The 18,154-nt window shown below is 40.3% G+C and carries 12 protein-coding genes and 1 rRNA gene; 3 read left to right on the top strand and 10 right to left on the bottom strand.

What is annotated here, in order from left to right; genetic code table 11:
* Nucleotides 1-64 precede the first annotated feature (64 nt).
* On the bottom strand, nt 65-1,126 hold the full coding sequence (locus NE558_RS09075; RefSeq protein WP_256149710.1) for an NAD(P)H-dependent flavin oxidoreductase: 1,062 nt from the start codon (nt 1,124-1,126) through the stop codon (nt 65-67).
* A 374-nt stretch (nt 1,127-1,500) separates the two neighbouring features.
* On the opposite strand from NE558_RS09075, the gene NE558_RS09070 reads away from it, so the two are divergent.
* Nucleotides 1,501-2,262: an MBL fold metallo-hydrolase gene (locus NE558_RS09070; protein WP_256149884.1), complete on the top strand. Its 762-nt coding sequence runs from the start codon at nt 1,501-1,503 to the stop codon at nt 2,260-2,262.
* 82 nt (nt 2,263-2,344) lie between these two features.
* Here NE558_RS09070 and NE558_RS09065 read toward each other — a convergent pair whose 3' ends face one another.
* The 3 genes from NE558_RS09065 to nifJ form a co-directional block, all read right to left on the bottom strand.
* A complete protein-coding gene (locus NE558_RS09065; RefSeq protein WP_256149709.1) occupies nt 2,345-3,499 on the bottom strand; it encodes a pyridoxal phosphate-dependent aminotransferase in 1,155 nt (384 codons plus the stop codon).
* Nucleotides 3,500-3,570: 71 nt separating this feature from the next.
* A complete protein-coding gene (locus tag NE558_RS09060; RefSeq protein ID WP_256149707.1) occupies nt 3,571-5,046 on the bottom strand; it encodes a 4-hydroxyphenylacetate 3-hydroxylase family protein in 1,476 nt (491 codons plus the stop codon).
* 34 nt (nt 5,047-5,080) lie between these two features.
* On the bottom strand, nt 5,081-8,593 hold the full coding sequence (gene nifJ, locus NE558_RS09055; RefSeq protein WP_256149706.1) for a pyruvate:ferredoxin (flavodoxin) oxidoreductase: 3,513 nt from the start codon (nt 8,591-8,593) through the stop codon (nt 5,081-5,083).
* A gap of 242 nt (nt 8,594-8,835) precedes the next feature.
* Here nifJ and NE558_RS09050 point away from each other — a divergent pair, with 242 nt between their 5' ends.
* Nucleotides 8,836-9,516 (top strand): GntR family transcriptional regulator, encoded by a 681-nt coding sequence (locus NE558_RS09050; RefSeq protein ID WP_256149705.1) that lies wholly within the window; start codon nt 8,836-8,838, stop codon nt 9,514-9,516.
* 357 nt (nt 9,517-9,873) lie between these two features.
* Here the strand turns inward: NE558_RS09050 and NE558_RS09045 are convergent, their stop codons facing one another.
* A complete protein-coding gene (locus NE558_RS09045; protein ID WP_256149704.1) occupies nt 9,874-12,969 on the bottom strand; it encodes an efflux RND transporter permease subunit in 3,096 nt (1,031 codons plus the stop codon).
* Nucleotides 12,966-14,186 carry an efflux RND transporter periplasmic adaptor subunit gene (locus NE558_RS09040; protein ID WP_256149703.1) on the bottom strand — a complete coding sequence of 407 codons (1,221 nt, stop codon included), beginning with the start codon at nt 14,184-14,186 and terminating at the stop codon, nt 12,966-12,968. Before NE558_RS09040 ends, NE558_RS09045 begins: the two co-directional genes overlap by 4 nt.
* Before the next feature lie 162 nt (nt 14,187-14,348).
* Here NE558_RS09040 and NE558_RS09035 point away from each other — a divergent pair, with 162 nt between their 5' ends.
* Nucleotides 14,349-14,912, top strand: coding sequence for a TetR/AcrR family transcriptional regulator C-terminal domain-containing protein (locus NE558_RS09035; RefSeq protein ID WP_256149702.1), 564 nt, complete (start codon nt 14,349-14,351; stop codon nt 14,910-14,912).
* 226 nt (nt 14,913-15,138) lie between these two features.
* Here the strand turns inward: NE558_RS09035 and NE558_RS09030 are convergent, their stop codons facing one another.
* From NE558_RS09030 to rrf, 4 genes are all read right to left on the bottom strand, one after another.
* Complete coding sequence (locus NE558_RS09030) at nt 15,139-15,780, bottom strand: peroxiredoxin (protein ID WP_256149701.1); 642 nt, start codon at nt 15,778-15,780, stop codon at nt 15,139-15,141.
* Between the two features lie 353 nt (nt 15,781-16,133).
* Nucleotides 16,134-17,129, bottom strand: a complete 996-nt coding sequence (locus tag NE558_RS09025; RefSeq protein WP_256149883.1) for an SPL family radical SAM protein — start codon at nt 17,127-17,129, stop codon at nt 16,134-16,136.
* A gap of 108 nt (nt 17,130-17,237) precedes the next feature.
* Nucleotides 17,238-17,711, bottom strand: a complete 474-nt coding sequence (locus tag NE558_RS09020; RefSeq protein ID WP_256149700.1) for a pyridoxamine 5'-phosphate oxidase family protein — start codon at nt 17,709-17,711, stop codon at nt 17,238-17,240.
* A 212-nt stretch (nt 17,712-17,923) separates the two neighbouring features.
* Nucleotides 17,924-18,041, bottom strand: a 5S ribosomal RNA gene (gene rrf, locus NE558_RS09015).
* Nucleotides 18,042-18,154: the final 113 nt, after the last annotated feature.

The raw sequence follows: 18,154 nt of genomic DNA, 5'->3' as shown, positions 1-18,154 counted from the left end.
TTTCATTAATTCTATATCTGATTATAAAGAATCCCATAGATGTGCAGTATTTCCCCATGAGAACTCAAGAGTCTCCATTTAATTCGTCGAAAATTTCTTTCACAGTTGTAATCTTATCTACCCGCCATACATTTTCACCACAGAAAAGAAGAGAATCCTCTTTTTCTCCTAATGCGGCATCCATAAGCGCACGAGATATGCAGTAATGGGTTGTTGCGGGATTACAGTTCTCAATACAGTTGAAGCATTTATCTACAGGCTTACGTCCTGTTTCTCTTTCCTTGGTAAAGGTATTGCGAATTGCTCTGCCCGGTAAACCAACGGGACTTTTCACAATCATGACATCTTCTTTTTTGGCATGAATATACGCTTCTTTATAGGCATCAGCGGCATCACATTCTTCCGTCGCCACAAATCGAGTTGCCATTTGTACCCCACTGCAGCCTAAACTAATATAATGGTCAATGTCTGCCCTGTCATATACACCACCAGCAAAAAAAACTGGAATATTTCCATATTTTTCCTGGAAACTATTCACGTATTCAACGATCTTAACAACTTCTTGGTCATACTCTTCATTGGTTAGATTTTCTGCCTCTTCTGGCGTAAAACCTAAATGACCTCCGGCTTTTGGCCCCTCAATAACCACAAAATCAGACACCCGACCAAATTTCTTGTCCCATCTTTTAAACATTAATTGAACTGCTCTTAAAGAGGAAACAATGGGCGCATATTTAACCTTTGTGTCCTTAAGTAATTCGGGGAGCTCCAATGGCAGCCCCGCACCGGAAATTATAACATCGGCACCGCTTTCAACACAACATTGCACATATTGATCATAATTTTTGCATACACGCATAATATTTACGCCAATAACGCCGCCGTTACTTACTTCTTTGGCCTTTTTTATATTTTCTGCTAAAGCCTCCAGATTCGCTTTCAAAGGTTCTTTTCCAAAGTTTTCTTTCAAAAAACCGGGCTGTGCCGCTGAAATGACACCTACCCCACCTTGCGCAGCAACCGCTCCCGCTAAACGCCAAAGGCTAATTCCAATACCCATTCCACCTTGTATAATAGGTACTTTTATTTCTAAGTCACCAATTCGTACCCCTTTGAGTTTAATCATTTTGCACCTCGTTTTGTATTTATTGATAGCACTTTTATCTTATAATATGATAATATACACCATATCATCTGTCAATAGAAACTACATCATCTTTCCTGGCCTTCAGAACAGTAAAAATAATCCAAAATCAATTATTTTTTAAACTTTAAATTTTTTTGAAAAAATATAAATTTAAATCAACTCCAGAGCCAGTAGGACGCCTTTCAACAGGAACATTTGCCGATCTGCTGTGAGGCATTTTAACATGGATAAAAAGCAGATTCATGATACATTCCCTTTCTTTTTAGATTATTTAATAGTATACTTATGGAATAATCTGGTTAACTAGTGATTTAACCGGTATCATTTAAAAAAAAGAAAGAAGGGTAAAAATGATGGAAAACTGGTTTACAATAGATAAAATTGATGACCATACATTCATAATTAGTGAATACCGTCACTGGGAGGAAACACACTGTTATCTAATAAATGGAGAAGAACGCAGTTTACTCATTGACACAGGGCTTGGGATTTCCAATATTTATAATGTGATAAAACAGTTGACGGATAATCCTATAACGGCAATTGCAACACACATCCATTGGGATCATATTGGTGGCCACAAATATTTCCCGGATTTCTATGCTCACGAGGAGGAACTCCTCTGGCTGAGGGGCGAATTTCCGCTATCCATGGAAACAATACGGGAAATGGTGTTGGATCGATGCGACCCACCCGAAGGATATGACGTGGGTACTTATGAATTTTTCCAAGGCGAACCCACAAAAGTGTTATCAGGTAATGAAGTTATAGATTTGGGTGGCAGAACCATTGAGATAATCCACACCCCGGGGCATTCCCCTGGTCATATGTGTTTTTATGAGGCAGCAAAAGGCTATCTCTTTACAGGAGATTTAATCTATAAGGACACCTTGTTTGCTTACTATCCCTCCACAGATCCTGAGGCATATCTTTGTTCTTTGGAAAGCATCTCGGGCCTTTCCGTTGAAAAGGTATTTCCAGCACATCATTCACTGGACATTCAGCCTGAAATTATTATTCGTATGAGAGATGCTTTACGGAAACTAAAAACACAGGGAAAGCTGCACCATGGAAGTGGCACCTTTGATTATGGTGACTGGGCTATCTGGTTGTAAAATAAAAACCCAAATTTAAAAGCAGAGAGCCATTCCTCTCTGCTTGTTTCTCACCATCTTTCTATGTAGTCTTTCCGAATTTTTACAGCGACGTTATAAATTCCTCAATGCGCTTCAACCCTTCTCGAATTGTACCCTCATCTGTTGCATAGGAAAGACGTATATAACCTTCTCCCCCTTCACCAAAACCTATGCCAGGTACAACCACCGTATGTTTTTCACGCAATAGACGCAGTGAAAATTCACGGGCAGAAAGCCCTGTTTTGGTAATATTGGCAAATGCATAAAAAGCACCTTTAGGTGGTAAACAACTGATTTTCTTAATGGCATTTAGCCCATTCACCATTAATTCTCTTCTGCTTTTATAGTGAACAATCATCTGCTCCACTTCTTCCTGACTTCCCTTTAAAGCAGCGACACCGCCCCATTGCATCCCTTCATTCACGGAAGAAAGCACGTTTTCCAACAATTTTGTCATTGTTGCTATCACTTCTTTTGGTGCTGCAGCATAACCCAATCGAAAGCCGGTCATTGCATATTTTTTTGAGAAACCATCCACAATCACTGTTCGCTCTTTCATTCCCGGAAAAGCCGCAATACTACAATAGGGTTCATCATCCCATAATAAAGCGTGATAGATTTCATCTGTCAAAATATAAAGATCATTTTCCTTGGCCAACTCTGCAATTTGCTTCAGATTTTCTGCATTTGCTACAGCACCCGTTGGATTGGAAGGAGAATTTAACAGAATCACTTTCGTTTTAGAGGTAATCGCCCTGCGTAAATCCTCCACATCATACATAAATTCATTTTCTTCATAAATCTTCACAGGAACAGGAACAGCCCCAACCTGTAATATAAGCCCTTTATAATTTGCCCACCCGGGGTCAGGGAGCAAAACTTCGTCCCCTATATCCAGTATTGCCATACAAGCCAAACAAAGCACACTGATGGCACCAGCGCCAATCAGTATCTCTTCAGCATCATACTGCAAAGCGCGGTTTTGATAGCTTTCAGCCACAGCTTCCCGCAATGCGGGGATACCGGCATTAGGGGTATAATGGGTTTCTCCCCTCTGAAAAGAAGCCATAACAGCATCAACCACGTGTTTTGGGGGCGCAAAATTTGGTTCTCCCAAAGCAAAGCTCACCACGTCCTCTAATCCCCCTTGCATTGCAAACATTTCTCGTATAATCGACTGGGGAAGGTTTTTACTTTTCTCTGAAACAAAAGACATGCCATATCATCCTTTCTGTTCCTAAGTGCAGTGCACTACTACATAGAAAATTAAGGAGCTATACATAACGCTTATTTCTGAATGCCCGTGATGTTTTTCGCCATTTGCTTTTTCCCCTGAATATCTCCCTGACGGGCAATCATAATTCTTTGTGCTTGAGGCGAACCTGCTCCATGCAAAGACTCCGTACGATAACCAACTGCATCTGCACCCAAGCAAATATTCTCTAAAAAGCGAAGCACCCGCTGACGATTTTCTGCTGGAATTCCCTCTTTTCCTGCAAAGTATTTTCGGCAAATATCAGATATGGTTTCTCCCTGACTGCCAACCTGAAGCTCAGATTCAAAATCAACTTGGGATGGCATGGTTACCATAAGCCCGCCTGCAATATCCTCCGCTAGACGAGCAATTTCATAAGGGAAGCGGGTAACGTTCTGCTTGCAGACATTTGCAAGAAGCAGGTCTATCTGATAATTTCCTGCTTTTGTGGCACAGCCTTCACAAGAACATGCAACCCCGCAGGAATACATGGTTTCATTCAAGTGTATCATCTCAATCAGCTTATCCTTGACTGCGCTGGCTTTTTCCACGCCATGATACTCCGCTGCCAAAGCGGCAGCCCCGATGATTACGTCACCCACACCCGTCTTACATCCTCCGTAGCTCTGGCGATGATATCCAGCGAATCTTTCCACCATCATGCCCGCAAAGGCAAATTCACCATTCATGAAGATATATTCGTTGGGTATGAAAACATGATCCAATACCACTAATGCCTCCTGACCGCCAAACCTCTCATTGCCCACATCAATACTGCACCCTTCCAATTTCCTCGTGTCACAGCTCTGCCGTCCGTATACCATATAGACACCTTCTGCATCAGAGGGACAAGCAAAGGATACTGCCCAGTCTCTGTCTGCTTCCCCCATTGCCATAGTTGGCATAATAAGCTGCCAATGGCTGTTAACTGCCCCCGTTTGGTGACACTTTGCTCCGCACACAACAATGCCGTTTTCCCTTCGTTCCACCACACGAACAAACATATCGGGATCAGCCTGGGCATGGGGCGCCTTACTGCGGTCTCCTTTTGGGTCAGTCATGGCACCATCCACCATAAGGTCATTTTCTTGAACATAAATCAAGAATTTTTTAAAGTTTTCGTGATAGTTTGTGCCGCAAGCCTCATCTATTTCATATGTAGTGGAAAAAACCGCATTAAAAGCATCCATGCCTACACAACGTTGGAAGCAGCTTGCTGTTTTCTGCCCCAACAGCCGTTGCATCTTGACCTTTTTCACTAAGTCTTCTGGCGATTGATGCAGATGGGTAAAACGATTAATCCTTCTTCCTGTTAGATTGCTGGTAGCTGTCATTAAATCCTCATATTCCGGATTCTGTGCCAATGCATAGGTCATAGCGGCACAACGGATGGAGGGGCTAATCAAAGGATGATCCACCCAATTCTCAACCTTTTCCCCCCGTAAATATACACGTGTCTTCATATTCCGTAAACTTTCAAAGTATTCTTTACCTGTCATTAATGCCATGTTAGCTCCTCCTTATCTTCTCCTACTTTACATTTCAGTGCTCCTGTTGTGATAAATCTCGATAACGTGCGTAGCGTTCCTTTGCATCCTGTTCTGCTTTGGCATACAAAGCTTCAGCTTTTTCAGGGAAAGATAATGCCAAGGATGCAAATCTGTTTTCTCCCAGCAAAAACCTCCTGAAATCTTCGGTAGGCTCCTTTGAATCTAGAACAAAAGGATTTTTCCCTTCTGCCTTCCGCTCCGGATGATAGCGATACAAGTGCCAATACCCTGCTTCTACTGCTTTTTTTTCTTCTAATTGACTGAATCCCATGCTGGTTTTCATGCCATGCTCAATGCAAGGGCAATAGCAAATCACCATAGAAGGTCCATGGTATGCCTCTGCTTCACGAATGGCTCGCAAAGTTTGCTCCGGGTCTGCCCCCATAGCAACCTGGGCCACGTAAACATACCCATAACTCATTGCCATCATGCCCAAATCCTTCTTTCTAGTTCTTTTGCCCCCAGCGGAGAACTTTGCAATGGCACCTGCCGCCGTTGCCTTAGAGGACTGCCCGCCAGTGTTGGAATATACCTCTGTATCCAGTACTAAAATATTAATATCTTCACCGGAAGCAAGAACATGATCCAAACCTCCAAAACCAATGTCATAAGCCCATCCGTCACCACCAAAGGCCCATACACTTTTTCTTGACAAATATTCTTTGTTTTGACGAACAAAAACTGCCTCATGGCTGTCGTCCTTTTCCAAGGCCGCTAAAAGAGACTGGCTAACCCTTGAGGATTCTGCCGCCTGCTCTCCTTTTTCCATATACAGTCTGCATGCCTCCCTAATACTCTCCTTAGCAGACAAAATCTCAATCTTTTCTTTAAGCTGGCGCTTTATCGCATTCTGCCCTAACAGATAGCCATAAGCATATTCTGCATTATCCTCAAACAAGGACATCGCCCATGTTGGACCAAAACCCCGTTTGTCCCTACAATAAGGGGAAGATGGCGTGGAGCCTCCATAGGCGGAAGAACAACCTGAAGCATTTGTGATATACATATGGTCGCCAAAAAGCTGTGTAACCAGCTTGATATAAGGTGTTTCCCCACAACCTGCACATGCCCCCGAAAATTCGAAATAAGGCTTTGCAAACTGAGAAGCCTTAACGCTTTTATTACTTACAGCATCCCGTTTGACTTCCACCTTTTCTACTCCATAAACCCAGTTCTCCGACTCCTTGAGCTGGCTTTCCAAGCTTTCCATTACTAGTGCCTTTTCTTTAGCCGGACAAATATGGGTGCAGCTGCCACAACCTGTACAGTCGTAAGGAGATACTTGGATGCGGAACTGATATTTATCCAGACCTGCACCCACCGCCTGTTTCGTTTCGAATCCAACAGGTGCCGCCTGTTTTTCTTCTTCATCCAACAGGAATGGGCGGATTGCACCATGGGGGCAAACCAAGGAACAGCGATTACATTGCACACAGGTCTCTATGTTCCAAGCAGGAACCGCTGTAGCAATCCCCCGTTTTTCATATTTGGTTGTGCCCCCAGGCCAAGTGCCATCCTCTAAGCCGTATTTCTTAACCAAAGAAACGGGAATTGCATCTCCTTCCTGACGATTCATAGGCGCCGCTACCTCACGGATAAAATCGTTTGCCTCTTCCATAGTTATGCTGTCCTGCTCCGTCAGCCAATGACTAGGGATTTCAACTTCCCGCAGTTCTGTTATGCCATATTCAATTGAGGCATAATTACGATCTACCACATCCTGCCCTTTTCTTATGTAATAGGTATGATAAATGGCATTTCTCATTTCTTTCACTGCCTGTTCCATGGGAATAATGTTTGCTAACTGAAAAAAGGCTGCCTGCAAAATAGTGTTGGTTCTGCTTCCCAATCCCAGTCTTTGAGCAATATCAATGGCATTGATGGTGTAAAACCTTGCTTTCTTCTTTGCCAGTGTCCGCTTCATCTTTCCCGGGAGGTTTTTCTCCAGACCTTTCTCATCCCAAGTGCAGTTCAGCAGAAAAGTCCCTCCTTCTTTTAAATCCTTTATCATGTCATATTTATTTACATAAGAAGGCGTGTGGCATGCCACAAAATCTGCATTGTTCACTAAATAAGGGGATCGAATAGGCTTTTTTCCAAAACGTAGATGTGACTGGGTCAGCCCCCCTGACTTTTTAGAGTCATATACGAAATATGCTTGGCAATACAAATCCGTTGCATTTCCAATGATTTTAATAGAATTTTTGTTTGCACCCACGGTACCATCGGAACCCAAACCCCAGATTTTCACATTGGTCTGTTCTTTTGAAGCAACCTCAATTTCTTTTCCAATAGGTAAAGAGGTATAGGTTACATCATCTTCAATGCCAATAGTAAAATTGTTTTTTGGTACCTTTTGTTTTAAATTTTCAAATACTGCAAATATCTGCGCTGGGGTGGTATCTTTAGAACTGAGTCCATAACGCCCACCAACAATTTCCATGGGAATGCCCTTTTGCTGATAAACCACACAGATATCCTGATACAATGGCTCTCCTGTGGCACCGGGTTCCTTGGTGCGATCTAAAACAGCCATACGCCTGACTGTCTTAGGCACTGCCGCCAAAAAATGCTCTGCTGAGAATGGGCGATACAAATGCACAACCACAACGCCCACCTTTTCTCCACGGGAAAGTAGATAATCTACCGTCTCCTTAGCAGTTTCCCCTACAGAACCCATTAATACAACAACTGCTTCCGCATCTTGAGCGCCATAATAATCAAAAAGATGATAATCACGTCCTGTTATCTTCTTTATTTCCTCCATATAGTGCTCCACAGCTTTGGGTATTTCCATAATCTTGTCATTGCAAGCCTCCCTGCATTGAAAAAAAATATCCGGATTTACCGTTGTCCCTCTGGTTGCGGGATGCTCCGGATTAAGGGAATTCTTTCGGAAAGCTTCAATTGCTTTCCAGTCTACCAAAGGACGTAGCATTTCATAATCCAATGCTTCTATTTTTTGAATTTCATGGGAAGTTCTAAAACCATCAAAAAAATGCAGTACCGGCATACGGCAATGAATGGCTGCCAGATGAGATACAGCGCCTAAATCCATAACCTCTTGGGGTGAAGAAGATGCAATCATAGCAAACCCAGTGCTCCGTACGCCCATTACATCTGAATGGTCCCCAAAAATGGAAAGAGCATGGGTAGAAACCGTCCGGGCTGAAACATGAAATACCCCCGGTAGCATTTCCCCTGCTATTTTATACATATTGGGGATCATTAGGAGCAGCCCTTGAGAGGCAGTATAAGTCGTTGTTAAAGCTCCAGATTGCAAAGAACCATGTACTGTGCCCGCTGCGCCGCCTTCCGACTGCATTTCCACAACCTGTACCGGTTGACCAAACAAATTTTCTTTACCATTTGCGGACCATTCATCCACATGCTCTGCCATAGAAGAGGATGGCGTGATGGGATAAATCCCCGCCACCTCTGTAAAAGCATAAGAAACGTACGCCGCTGCTTGGTTTCCATCCATCAATTTGAAATCCTTTTCCATAGACAGTTCCTCCTTTGGATTTTACTAATTGCATGTAATATGTATTATTGCATGCAATTAATAACTGTTACATACAATTATATTCTCATAAATCATTTCGTCAATAGAGAAAATTTTTTTCGGCAAAGATAACAATTTATCCTCTTGTCCTTTATGCAATAAACCTAAATACACCCTATCCTTGATTGCATTGACACTGATAAGATAATAATTTATAATTATAAATCGATAGATAAACTGATATGCAGGAGAGAGAGCAGGTGTTGTTGGTGCAGTCTCAAAAAGAGTTTGCTTATGAACAAATCAAAAATATGATTTTCCACATGGAGCTTTTGCCCGGTGCCCGCATTTCCGAGCTGCAAATTGCAAAAAAGCTTTCAATCAGCAGAACCCCTGTTCATGATGCCCTGCGCTATTTAGAAGCAGAAGGTCTTGTTACCATTGAGGCAAATCGTGGCGCATCGGTGAAATCCTTTTGTGAAGAAGAGGTTCAGGAAATCGGTGTGGTACGCCTTTCTTTGGATATACTGAGTATACAGCTAGCCGCATACTATGGAAGTGCCGCAGACTTTGATCACTTGAATGCACTTGCAGACATCTGCGAAGCAATTGCCGCCAAAGGCGATATCTATGGGCGTATTCAGACCGATTGTGATTTTCATCTTGCAATCACAAAAATATCTAATAACTCCCTTTTATTTCGGCAACAGCATGCCTTGTATCAGCAGATTCACCTAATTCAAATTTCAAAATACACAGACATCGCCCATAGTCTTTTGCAGATTCACCATCATAAACCCATTGTGGCTGCAATCCGAACGGGAAATATTGAAGAAGCAACGGCATTGCTTTGTCAGCACTATAAAAATTTTCATCAAATTAATCCATATGTATTAAAATGTAATGGCTATACCTCTGAATAAGGCAGCCATTATAGAAATAGAAATCTCATTTTCCCAGAAGAAAATCAGGGTTGGAGAACAATCTTCCCCAACCCAATTTATCTCTCACTTTTAATATGGCATTTCATGCAGACAATTCAATGCATCTTCCCCTATTCCCAATGAATTAATTCCGAAAGAACTCTTTTTTGAATCACAACCTCATCCTCTTAATTTTATCATCTTCTAAACATACTTTAAATTCTTGGCAATAGCGCCCTTTCCATCACTACTCTATTATTTCAAATTAAAATATAACCTCTTGTATATGAAAAAAGGCTTTGTTCATAACAAAATGAGCAAAGCCTTTTTATGTAATCGCACAGTTTTTTGGAACCTTTATTTTTGTTTTGCTCGCTTAGTGGCAATCAGTGCATAGGCACAAGGAATAACAATCATCGTTAGCACTGTAGACAGCATCATTCCAAATATGACTGAAGTAGCCATTGGTGCCCACAACGGCCCCCCTGAAATCATAAGGGGAAGAAGGGAGAAAACCGTTGTGATCATTCCAATCATAATGGGGCGCATACGTGTTTCACAAGCCTGAATAATGGCCTCCTGAAAATGATTAGACTGGGGAAGGAGCACCTTGATATAATCCAAAAGGACAATACCATTATTTACTACAACTCCCATTAGACTGATTGCACCAAGCAGCGCCATAAAGCCGATGGGATAGTTCATTAGCTTTAGTCCCCAGATAATCCCAATAAAGGAAAGTGGAATGGTGCCCATGATAATCAGTGGTTCCAAAAGATCACCAAATTGGAATACCAATATAATATAAATGAGAATAACCGCTATAATTGTGGGCAATGTCATAGAAGAAAATGCATCTTTGCTGTTTTCACTTTCACCACCATATTCCAAGGTATAACCATCAGGAAGATGTAAACCTTCCATACTCTTTTCCACATTTTCCATCACCGCCGCAGTATTATAGCCTTCCTCCACATAACTGCCAATGGTAATCGTCCGCTGGCTGTTTCTGCGAATAATTTGATTTAAGGAGGATTGGGTTTCTATGTTGGCAATCTGATCCAAAGGAACATTCTTTCCCGTAACCTGTGATGTCAGGAAAATGGTATTTAGTATTTCACGGCTTGTTTTATCTTTATCTGATATTTTGGCAATCACAGGCAGAGAGTCTTTCTCCAAATCCTTCTGTTTCATTTTCACAATTTCCAGTCCATTTACAGCCATTCTTACTGTGCTGGCAACATCATAGTTTGTGATACCCACCAGATTTGCCTTCTCTTCATTAACATTAACATTTAGGCGATAGCTGTTATCTCCATAGTTATCTTCCACATTTCTAGTACCAGGTACAGTACGGCATCGATCTTCAATTTCAACTGCAAGACTCCGTAGTTTTTCAACATCATCACCGGATATTCTTACTTGAATAGGATAGGTTAAGGGCAGACTGATTTCCAAATATTTCAGAGTCGTTGTAATTCCCGGAACCTCTTGTAGAATTTTCTTTTCCACAGCCGCAGCTTCCGATCGGGTTCCATTAATGAGAAATTGTGCCTTATTCGTAGCTTGTTGTTCCGGCTCAAACGTTACATAATATTTCATAAAGCCATCTCCAACAGTACTTGAAAAGGAATGTACGGATTTTTCATTCTCAAGCACCCCGGCAACCTTCTTACATTGTGCCAACGTCTTTTCCAATGTACTTCCATCCTGGGTTGTTACATTCAATACATACTGATCCCGCTCCACAGGGGGGAACAGCTGAACAGATAATGTAGGGATGATGAGAGAGGAAACAACAAGGAGAGCAACAAAAAACAACAGTACCTCCCTTGGCTTTTTTAATGCAAAATTCAATAACCGTCCATAAAATGCCTTCCCCTTCTCAAAAAATGGTTTCAAATGCAATTTCCCCATTATTTTCTGTTTCAAAATTTCAATTTTAGAAAACCTAGTTTTTGCAGGATTATCATCAGTAGAATGCTTATATAGCAAGTGTCCCAGTGCCGGAACAAGTGTCAACGAAGTCAGATAGGAGCCTGCCAGTGCCACACTAACCAGTATCGGGAGAGTTTTTACAAATTTTCCTGCGTCACCGTTCATCATTGCCAATGGAAGAAAGGATGCAACCGTTGTCAAAGATGAGGTTAGTATTGGGATGCTTACCTCCTTCACACCGTTAATACAGGCATTTGTCAGCGACTCGCCCTTAGCCAGATAAACGTGAATGTTATCGTTAGCTACAATTCCATTGGCAACCATTAAGCTTAGAGAAATCATCAGTGATGCTACTGCAACCTGATGAAGGGGAATTCTAGTAAGATACATATAGCCAAAAACTAGAATACAAATAATAGGAATTGGAATCGATACAACAGCCGCTGAGCGCAATCCCATAGATATCAAAACAACTACGAATACCAACAGAACTCCTTCCAGAAGATTATCTGAAAACATATCAATGGAACTCTTTACAAAGCTTGCCTGATTGTTTAACTCCGTCAGTTCCATTCCAGCATACAGTTTTGTTTTTTCAAATTTCTGAATGTTATCTTGAAGGCGTTTTTCAACATTTAATATATTAATGCCATCGGCATACTTAACACCAATCAATACACCTTGTTTTCCATTCACATAGACCTGTCTTTCAGGTTTTACTGCCGTCTGATATACCTCGGCCACATTCTTTAAATAAACAGGTGTCCCTGCATCCGTTGAAACCGAAACAATGGTATTCTTAATTTCCTCCATTGATTGGTATTCTCCAGAAACCTGAATTGGAATCTTCATTCCTGAAAGCTCAAGGTTTCCTCCGGGAATATTAATGTTACGGGCAGTAAGTTGAGTTGCTACTGTAGCAGGAGCTATTCCATACTGTTGAAGCTTTGACATATTAAGGGCAATTTCTATTTGCTGTTTTTCATCCCCCATAATATCAACGGCTTTCACATCTGTATCTTTAGAAAGCACATTTTTCAGCTGTTTTGCTACATCAGCCATTTCCTGATTTGTGTTGTCCTCTCCTGAAAGACCAATAATAAGTCCGTAGGAACTGGAAAAATCCGTCTTTATTACAGGAGCCTCTGCATCAGCAGGCAGCTCAGGCTTAATTTCATCAATTTTTTCCCGCAATTTATCCCACTTTTTATTAATTTCATTGTCGCTCATATCTTTCAGTGTAATTTGAATTACCCCAGCTGAGTCTACAGAATAGCTCTCCAGCTTTTTGATACCCGCTATGGTATCTATTTTGTCTTCCATAGGTTTTACTATCAGCTTTTCTATATCCTCAGGGCTTGCACCCGGATAAATACAGGTGACGGAGGCAACGGGACTTGTCACCTCGGGATTCTCCTGCCGTTCCATTACGATGAAGGCATAAATACCAAGTATCATAAATAAACATGTGAGCAGAGCAAGTATGCTTTTATGCTTTACACTCCATGAAATCATGGCTTAACCTCCTCTGCAAGCTGAACAGTATCGCCGTCGTATAATAAAAATTGACCTTCTGTGACAATTTGTTCTCCATATTCCAATCCTGAAAGAATTTCTATGGAACTGCCACAAATTTCTCCCGTTGTCACCAGTTTTCTCTTTACCATCTTATTCATAGAATCGTATACAAAAACCACCGATCCATCAGCCCTTTGCAACACACTGTCTAACGGAATCAAAACTGCCTTTTGAGAACCGTTATGAATTGTCACATTAGCAATCATCCCCGGTTTTAATAAGCCCTCAGAATTCTTGACTTTGATTTTTACAGTAAATGTACGGGTATTGCTATCTGCCAATGCTCCAATTTCAGATACACTGCCTTGGAATGCTGTTTTTATGCCATACACCGAAACTTCCGCGGTCTGTCCTTGCTTCATTTCATTAATCCGTTCATCAGGAACACCAACTTCTATGTAAACTTCATCTGTACGTCCAATAACCACAACTGGGTATCCTGCAGCTGCCGTCTCTCCTCCGTTCATAAGCTTTTTTAAAATAACACCTCTCATAGGGCTATTCAGCGTTGTATCCGTCAAATCCTTCACGGCTTTATCTGCTGCCACAATTGCCTGATCTTTTTGTGCTGCCGCAGCCTCAAGCTGCGCAGTAGCCATATTTTTCCCTTCTAATGCCTGCTGATATGTCTCAGAATCTGCCGCCAGCTTAGTCGATATTTCATCAAGATCACTTTGAGACACCACTTGGGCATCGCATAAACTTTTTACTCTGTCATAAGTTTTTTGTGTAAGCTCCAACTGTGCCTTTGCCTGGGCAATTTTCGAGGGAGCATCTGTATTCGCCTGCAATTTTGCAGTAGAATACTGGGCATCAGCAGCCCGAACTTGTGCCTGTGCAGCCCGAACCTGTAACGAGTAATCATCCACGGAAAGTTCAGCCACCTTCTGCCCCATTTCTACCGAATCACCTTCCCTTACATATACATCCTTCAGTTTTCCATCCAATTTAAAAGAAAGATTTGCGGTTTCAATTGGAACAACATTTCCACTCAGATTGAGTGCGTCTGTATAAGCCGTCTCGCCTACGGTTGCAACAGTAACACTTCTTCCCTCCTCTTGTTCTGGTTCCTTGCTGCCGTTGCAGGCGGTAAGCAGCAATGCACATACTACGGGTACTGCCACCCATATGGATTTTCTCATTCTCCGAATCATTGCATATCTCCTTTATGATATTTGTCTCTGTGTGTTCAAAGTATTTTGTTTACACTTATTGAATTGCATGATATTATTTTTTGTAAGAAAAAGCAAGAAACAAACTTTTGCAAAGTGTAGCTTAAACTACACTTTCCCAAAATTGTAGAAGGAGAAAGCAATATGGAAGAACAAACCATTGATTTGCGTATGCAAAGAACCTATAAACTTCTTAGTGAAGCACTTTATGAACTGATTCTAAAACAACCCTTTGAAGAAATTTCCGTGACGGATATCTGTAAAAAGGCAATGGTACACCGTACTACATTTTATAAGCACTTTCAAGATAAATATCAATTATTGGAGACTATATTTTCAGAAGAACAACGTAAGTTTAATGAAATACATATTAGAGAGGGAGAAACAGAACAGGAATATTACGGGCGTGTCTTAGGGCAAATGTTTGAATATGTAAAAAATAATAAAATGTTTTTTGTGCAGAGTGTTTCTCATATTAAAAATGATTTTATGGCAAATCTTCTACAAAATACCGTTCGCACCTATCTCACTCGATGTTTTCGTATGGATGAAACACGTTTAGGTGTTCCCAGTGCTATTCCCATTCCCATTATGTCTGAGTATTATACAGGCGCCGCCATTGCTTTGGTTATGTGGTGGGTACAAAATGGCATGGAAATTTCTATAGATCAAATGGTGGATTATATTAGTTTGATGATTGTTTGGTAACTCTCATTTCTGATGTATAAAAAATAGTTAAAAAAAGGAGTATTCACAATCGAGAATACTCCTTAAGTATGTACATTTTTAAATTACCATATCAGTAAATCTGATTGAACGCCACTGAGCCAACACCCATATAAAACTTTGCGCTTTTTATAAACATTCATTGTTTACATCGAAAAATAATGGATGTTTAGTTATATCAAATGCGCTGTATTTAATGGGTTCATTTTTACTCTTCTAAATTCTTATACACAAACCAATCAGACAAACTGTAAATTCCTCTTTCCTTGTCCAATTTTGGATCGTCCTTTTCTCCTCTATGGAATAATACCTTATCTCCAATGATTTCGTTATGCGGCCAATTTGCAGGAGAAAAAACCTTCTTTGTAGATGCTAATTTTAATGCCTTCACCGTTCTTAATATCTCATCAATATTTCTTCCTATTTCTTTGGGATATTCAAGCATAGTCCTTACTTTACCATTATGGTCTACAATAATGACTGCTCTAACTGCGGCTGTATCGTCTTCGTTAGGATGAATTAAGCCAAGGGTTTCAGATACTGTTCTTTTTTCGTCATCAATAATAGGAAATTCTATCTGAACATAAATATTATCTTTAATCCATTGAACCCATTTTTCATGAGATTCTAAATTGTCCACACTTAATCCAATCAATTCAACGCCTAAATCATTAAACTGTTTTTTTCTTTTTTGGAATCCAACAAATTCAGTGGTACAAACAGGTGTAAAATCTGCAGGATGACTAAATAATACAAACCACTTTCCTTGATAATCATTTGGTAAGTGTATGGTTCCTTTTGTTGTTTGTACTGTTATTTCCGGAAACTTATCTCGAAGTGATATTTTCATATAATTCCTCCTTGCAAAATAATTGTTCAACTATAAAAATTATACACCATATCCAATAAAATACAATGCATTTTGCCATGAAAAATGTCTTTTCCTAGGCTCTTTCATAACGGTTTTGCCAAGCCAGCGCTTTTTACACTCTCAATTAAAAATGCATAATTAAAAAAAGAGCCTTAAGTCTAAGGGAGACGCACGACTCTTTGTTTTAATTAAATAATCAATCCAGTGTATTCAATGGTAAAATATATTCAAGTTTTCTATATCCTAAAAAACATTTTCTATAATATTCCTCTAGGGTTTTGTGACTAATTACCAGCTATAAACAAGAGGTAATTAAAATCACCATAAAAATTTTATGAAATATACAATATAGGCATAGTTCCTAATCTTTGTGTAATCTTTTCACGTAAAAAGGATTCCGCCTCTCCTCGAATATCATTACGATAACAATATTTACCTCTCCCACGTCCTGTCATGATTTCCCGATCGTAAAGCTGAACAGCATTGGGGAAAGCATCCGTATTTATGGCATTTTGTACGAAGCTGTAAGTCATTAAAATGATTTCTATAAAACCATTTTTTAACACCTTTGGGCTCAGCTCATCTGCCAGAAGGTCTATCAGTTCGCCGTATAACTGCTTCCAATTGGGAAGAAGTATCACAGGGGCAATCAACATACCCACAGGATATCCCGCCTCTGCCATATCATTCAGTGCACGAATCCTTGCCGGCAGAGAGGAAGTGCCCAACTCCACTTTTTTTATGATTTCCTGTGGATTCATACTCATACGAAAGATCGTCTTTTGGCGGTGATCAAGACTTAGCAATGGTTGAACCATATCAAATTTCGAGGGAAATGTCAATTTACCCCGACCCTCTCGCCCAAAACGCTCAATGGTATAAAGCAAATTATCCGTTATTGTGTTTTCTAACAACAAATCACTGTTGCTGCCTATCTCAAAGGTTTGTGGCACAGTAGCTGTTGCATCCTTTTTTAGAAGCCTGTCCAACATTTGCTCACGGTTAACAAAAAGTCGTAGATAGGCACATTTATTATAACTACATACAAGATAGCAATATAAGCACATAGCCCTGCACCCAGAGGATGTGTAGGGAACAAGCCCGTCAGAAACCTTATGATTGGGCACATACCGGTGAGTTTTTCTGATTCCAATTATTAAATGATTCTTTAACTTTGGAAAATCTCGATTCTCGGCTGATGTCATTTCCATTATACGGTTATGATTCTCTATCTCTATCCATGGTAAATTTGCATATTTATGCTTTAACATTTGTCCCAGCTGATAATCAAGAGCCCTCGGCTCATAATACACCGCATCAAAAATCATATCCATGCAGACCACCTCCTAACGGTTATAGTTTACCGTAATTAATAAAAAATATTCCGTCAAGAGAGGGAGATTAAAATTTTACTTTTCTCAAAACCTATTTGAATTTTATGAATAGTATTTTCCGGTCATTTCCATTATATCGATTTGTATTACTGCAGTACCTTTAACCATTGGAGCTGGAAGTTCCTTGCCGGCTAAATGAGGTGTGTATTTTTCCACCACTTTTTTCAGAATATCTTCTTTAACCTGTATGTCCTCCACAAGCATTGCATTTCCGGAAAGAATAATACTCTCATATTTTGTATTTGTGTCGCAGGGTTTCTCATTGGGGTCTAGCAATAATTTATCCATTTCATAAATAGAAAATCCCACTCGCTTGTCATGGGTAATATTATCAAGTTTCTTTCCTTTCGGAAGTCCATGAGCATAAATTTTATTGTTGTAATAAACAAAATGGACGGGTGTCACATATGGCGTTCCATCAGGATTTAATGTTGCTAAGCTCCCGGTTTGTGAGCGCCCCAGCAATTTGATTATTTGTTCCTCAGATAACGGATGTGCCTTCATTCGATATTGCATAAACTTCTCTCCTCAACTTTGGGTTTTATTTTTATTGTACCATAAAAACCCCTGGGTTTTAAGACTTGGTTTTGATGAATAGTAAGATTTTAGGTGATTAAAGTTACTTTTCAATATTTCTGATATTTTTATCTCCCTATCCTTGTAGTTTTTCATTACAAAAGTTATAAATACAAAAAAAGAACTGCCACAGCAGTTCTTTCAAAATTGAAATCTGGCAACCATCTACTTTCCCAGGCAGCTTCCCACCAAGTATCATCGACCGTTTAGGTCTTAACCGACGTGTTCGGAATGGGAACGGGTGTGTCCCCTAAACGCATCATCACCAGAAATATTTAAGACTTAGAGCAAGCTCTCGCTTTTCCTCTTTGCCTTTCAGATGTATCTCTACACCTTCAAAACTGAATACAAGACATTTTATTATCAATCGAATTGTTTTTGGT

It is taken from the genome of Anaerotignum propionicum (assembly GCF_024461735.1).
In the GTDB taxonomy this organism is placed as follows: Bacteria; Bacillota; Clostridia; order Lachnospirales; family Anaerotignaceae; genus Chakrabartyella.
This window is presented reverse-complemented; position numbering and strand designations above follow the sequence as displayed.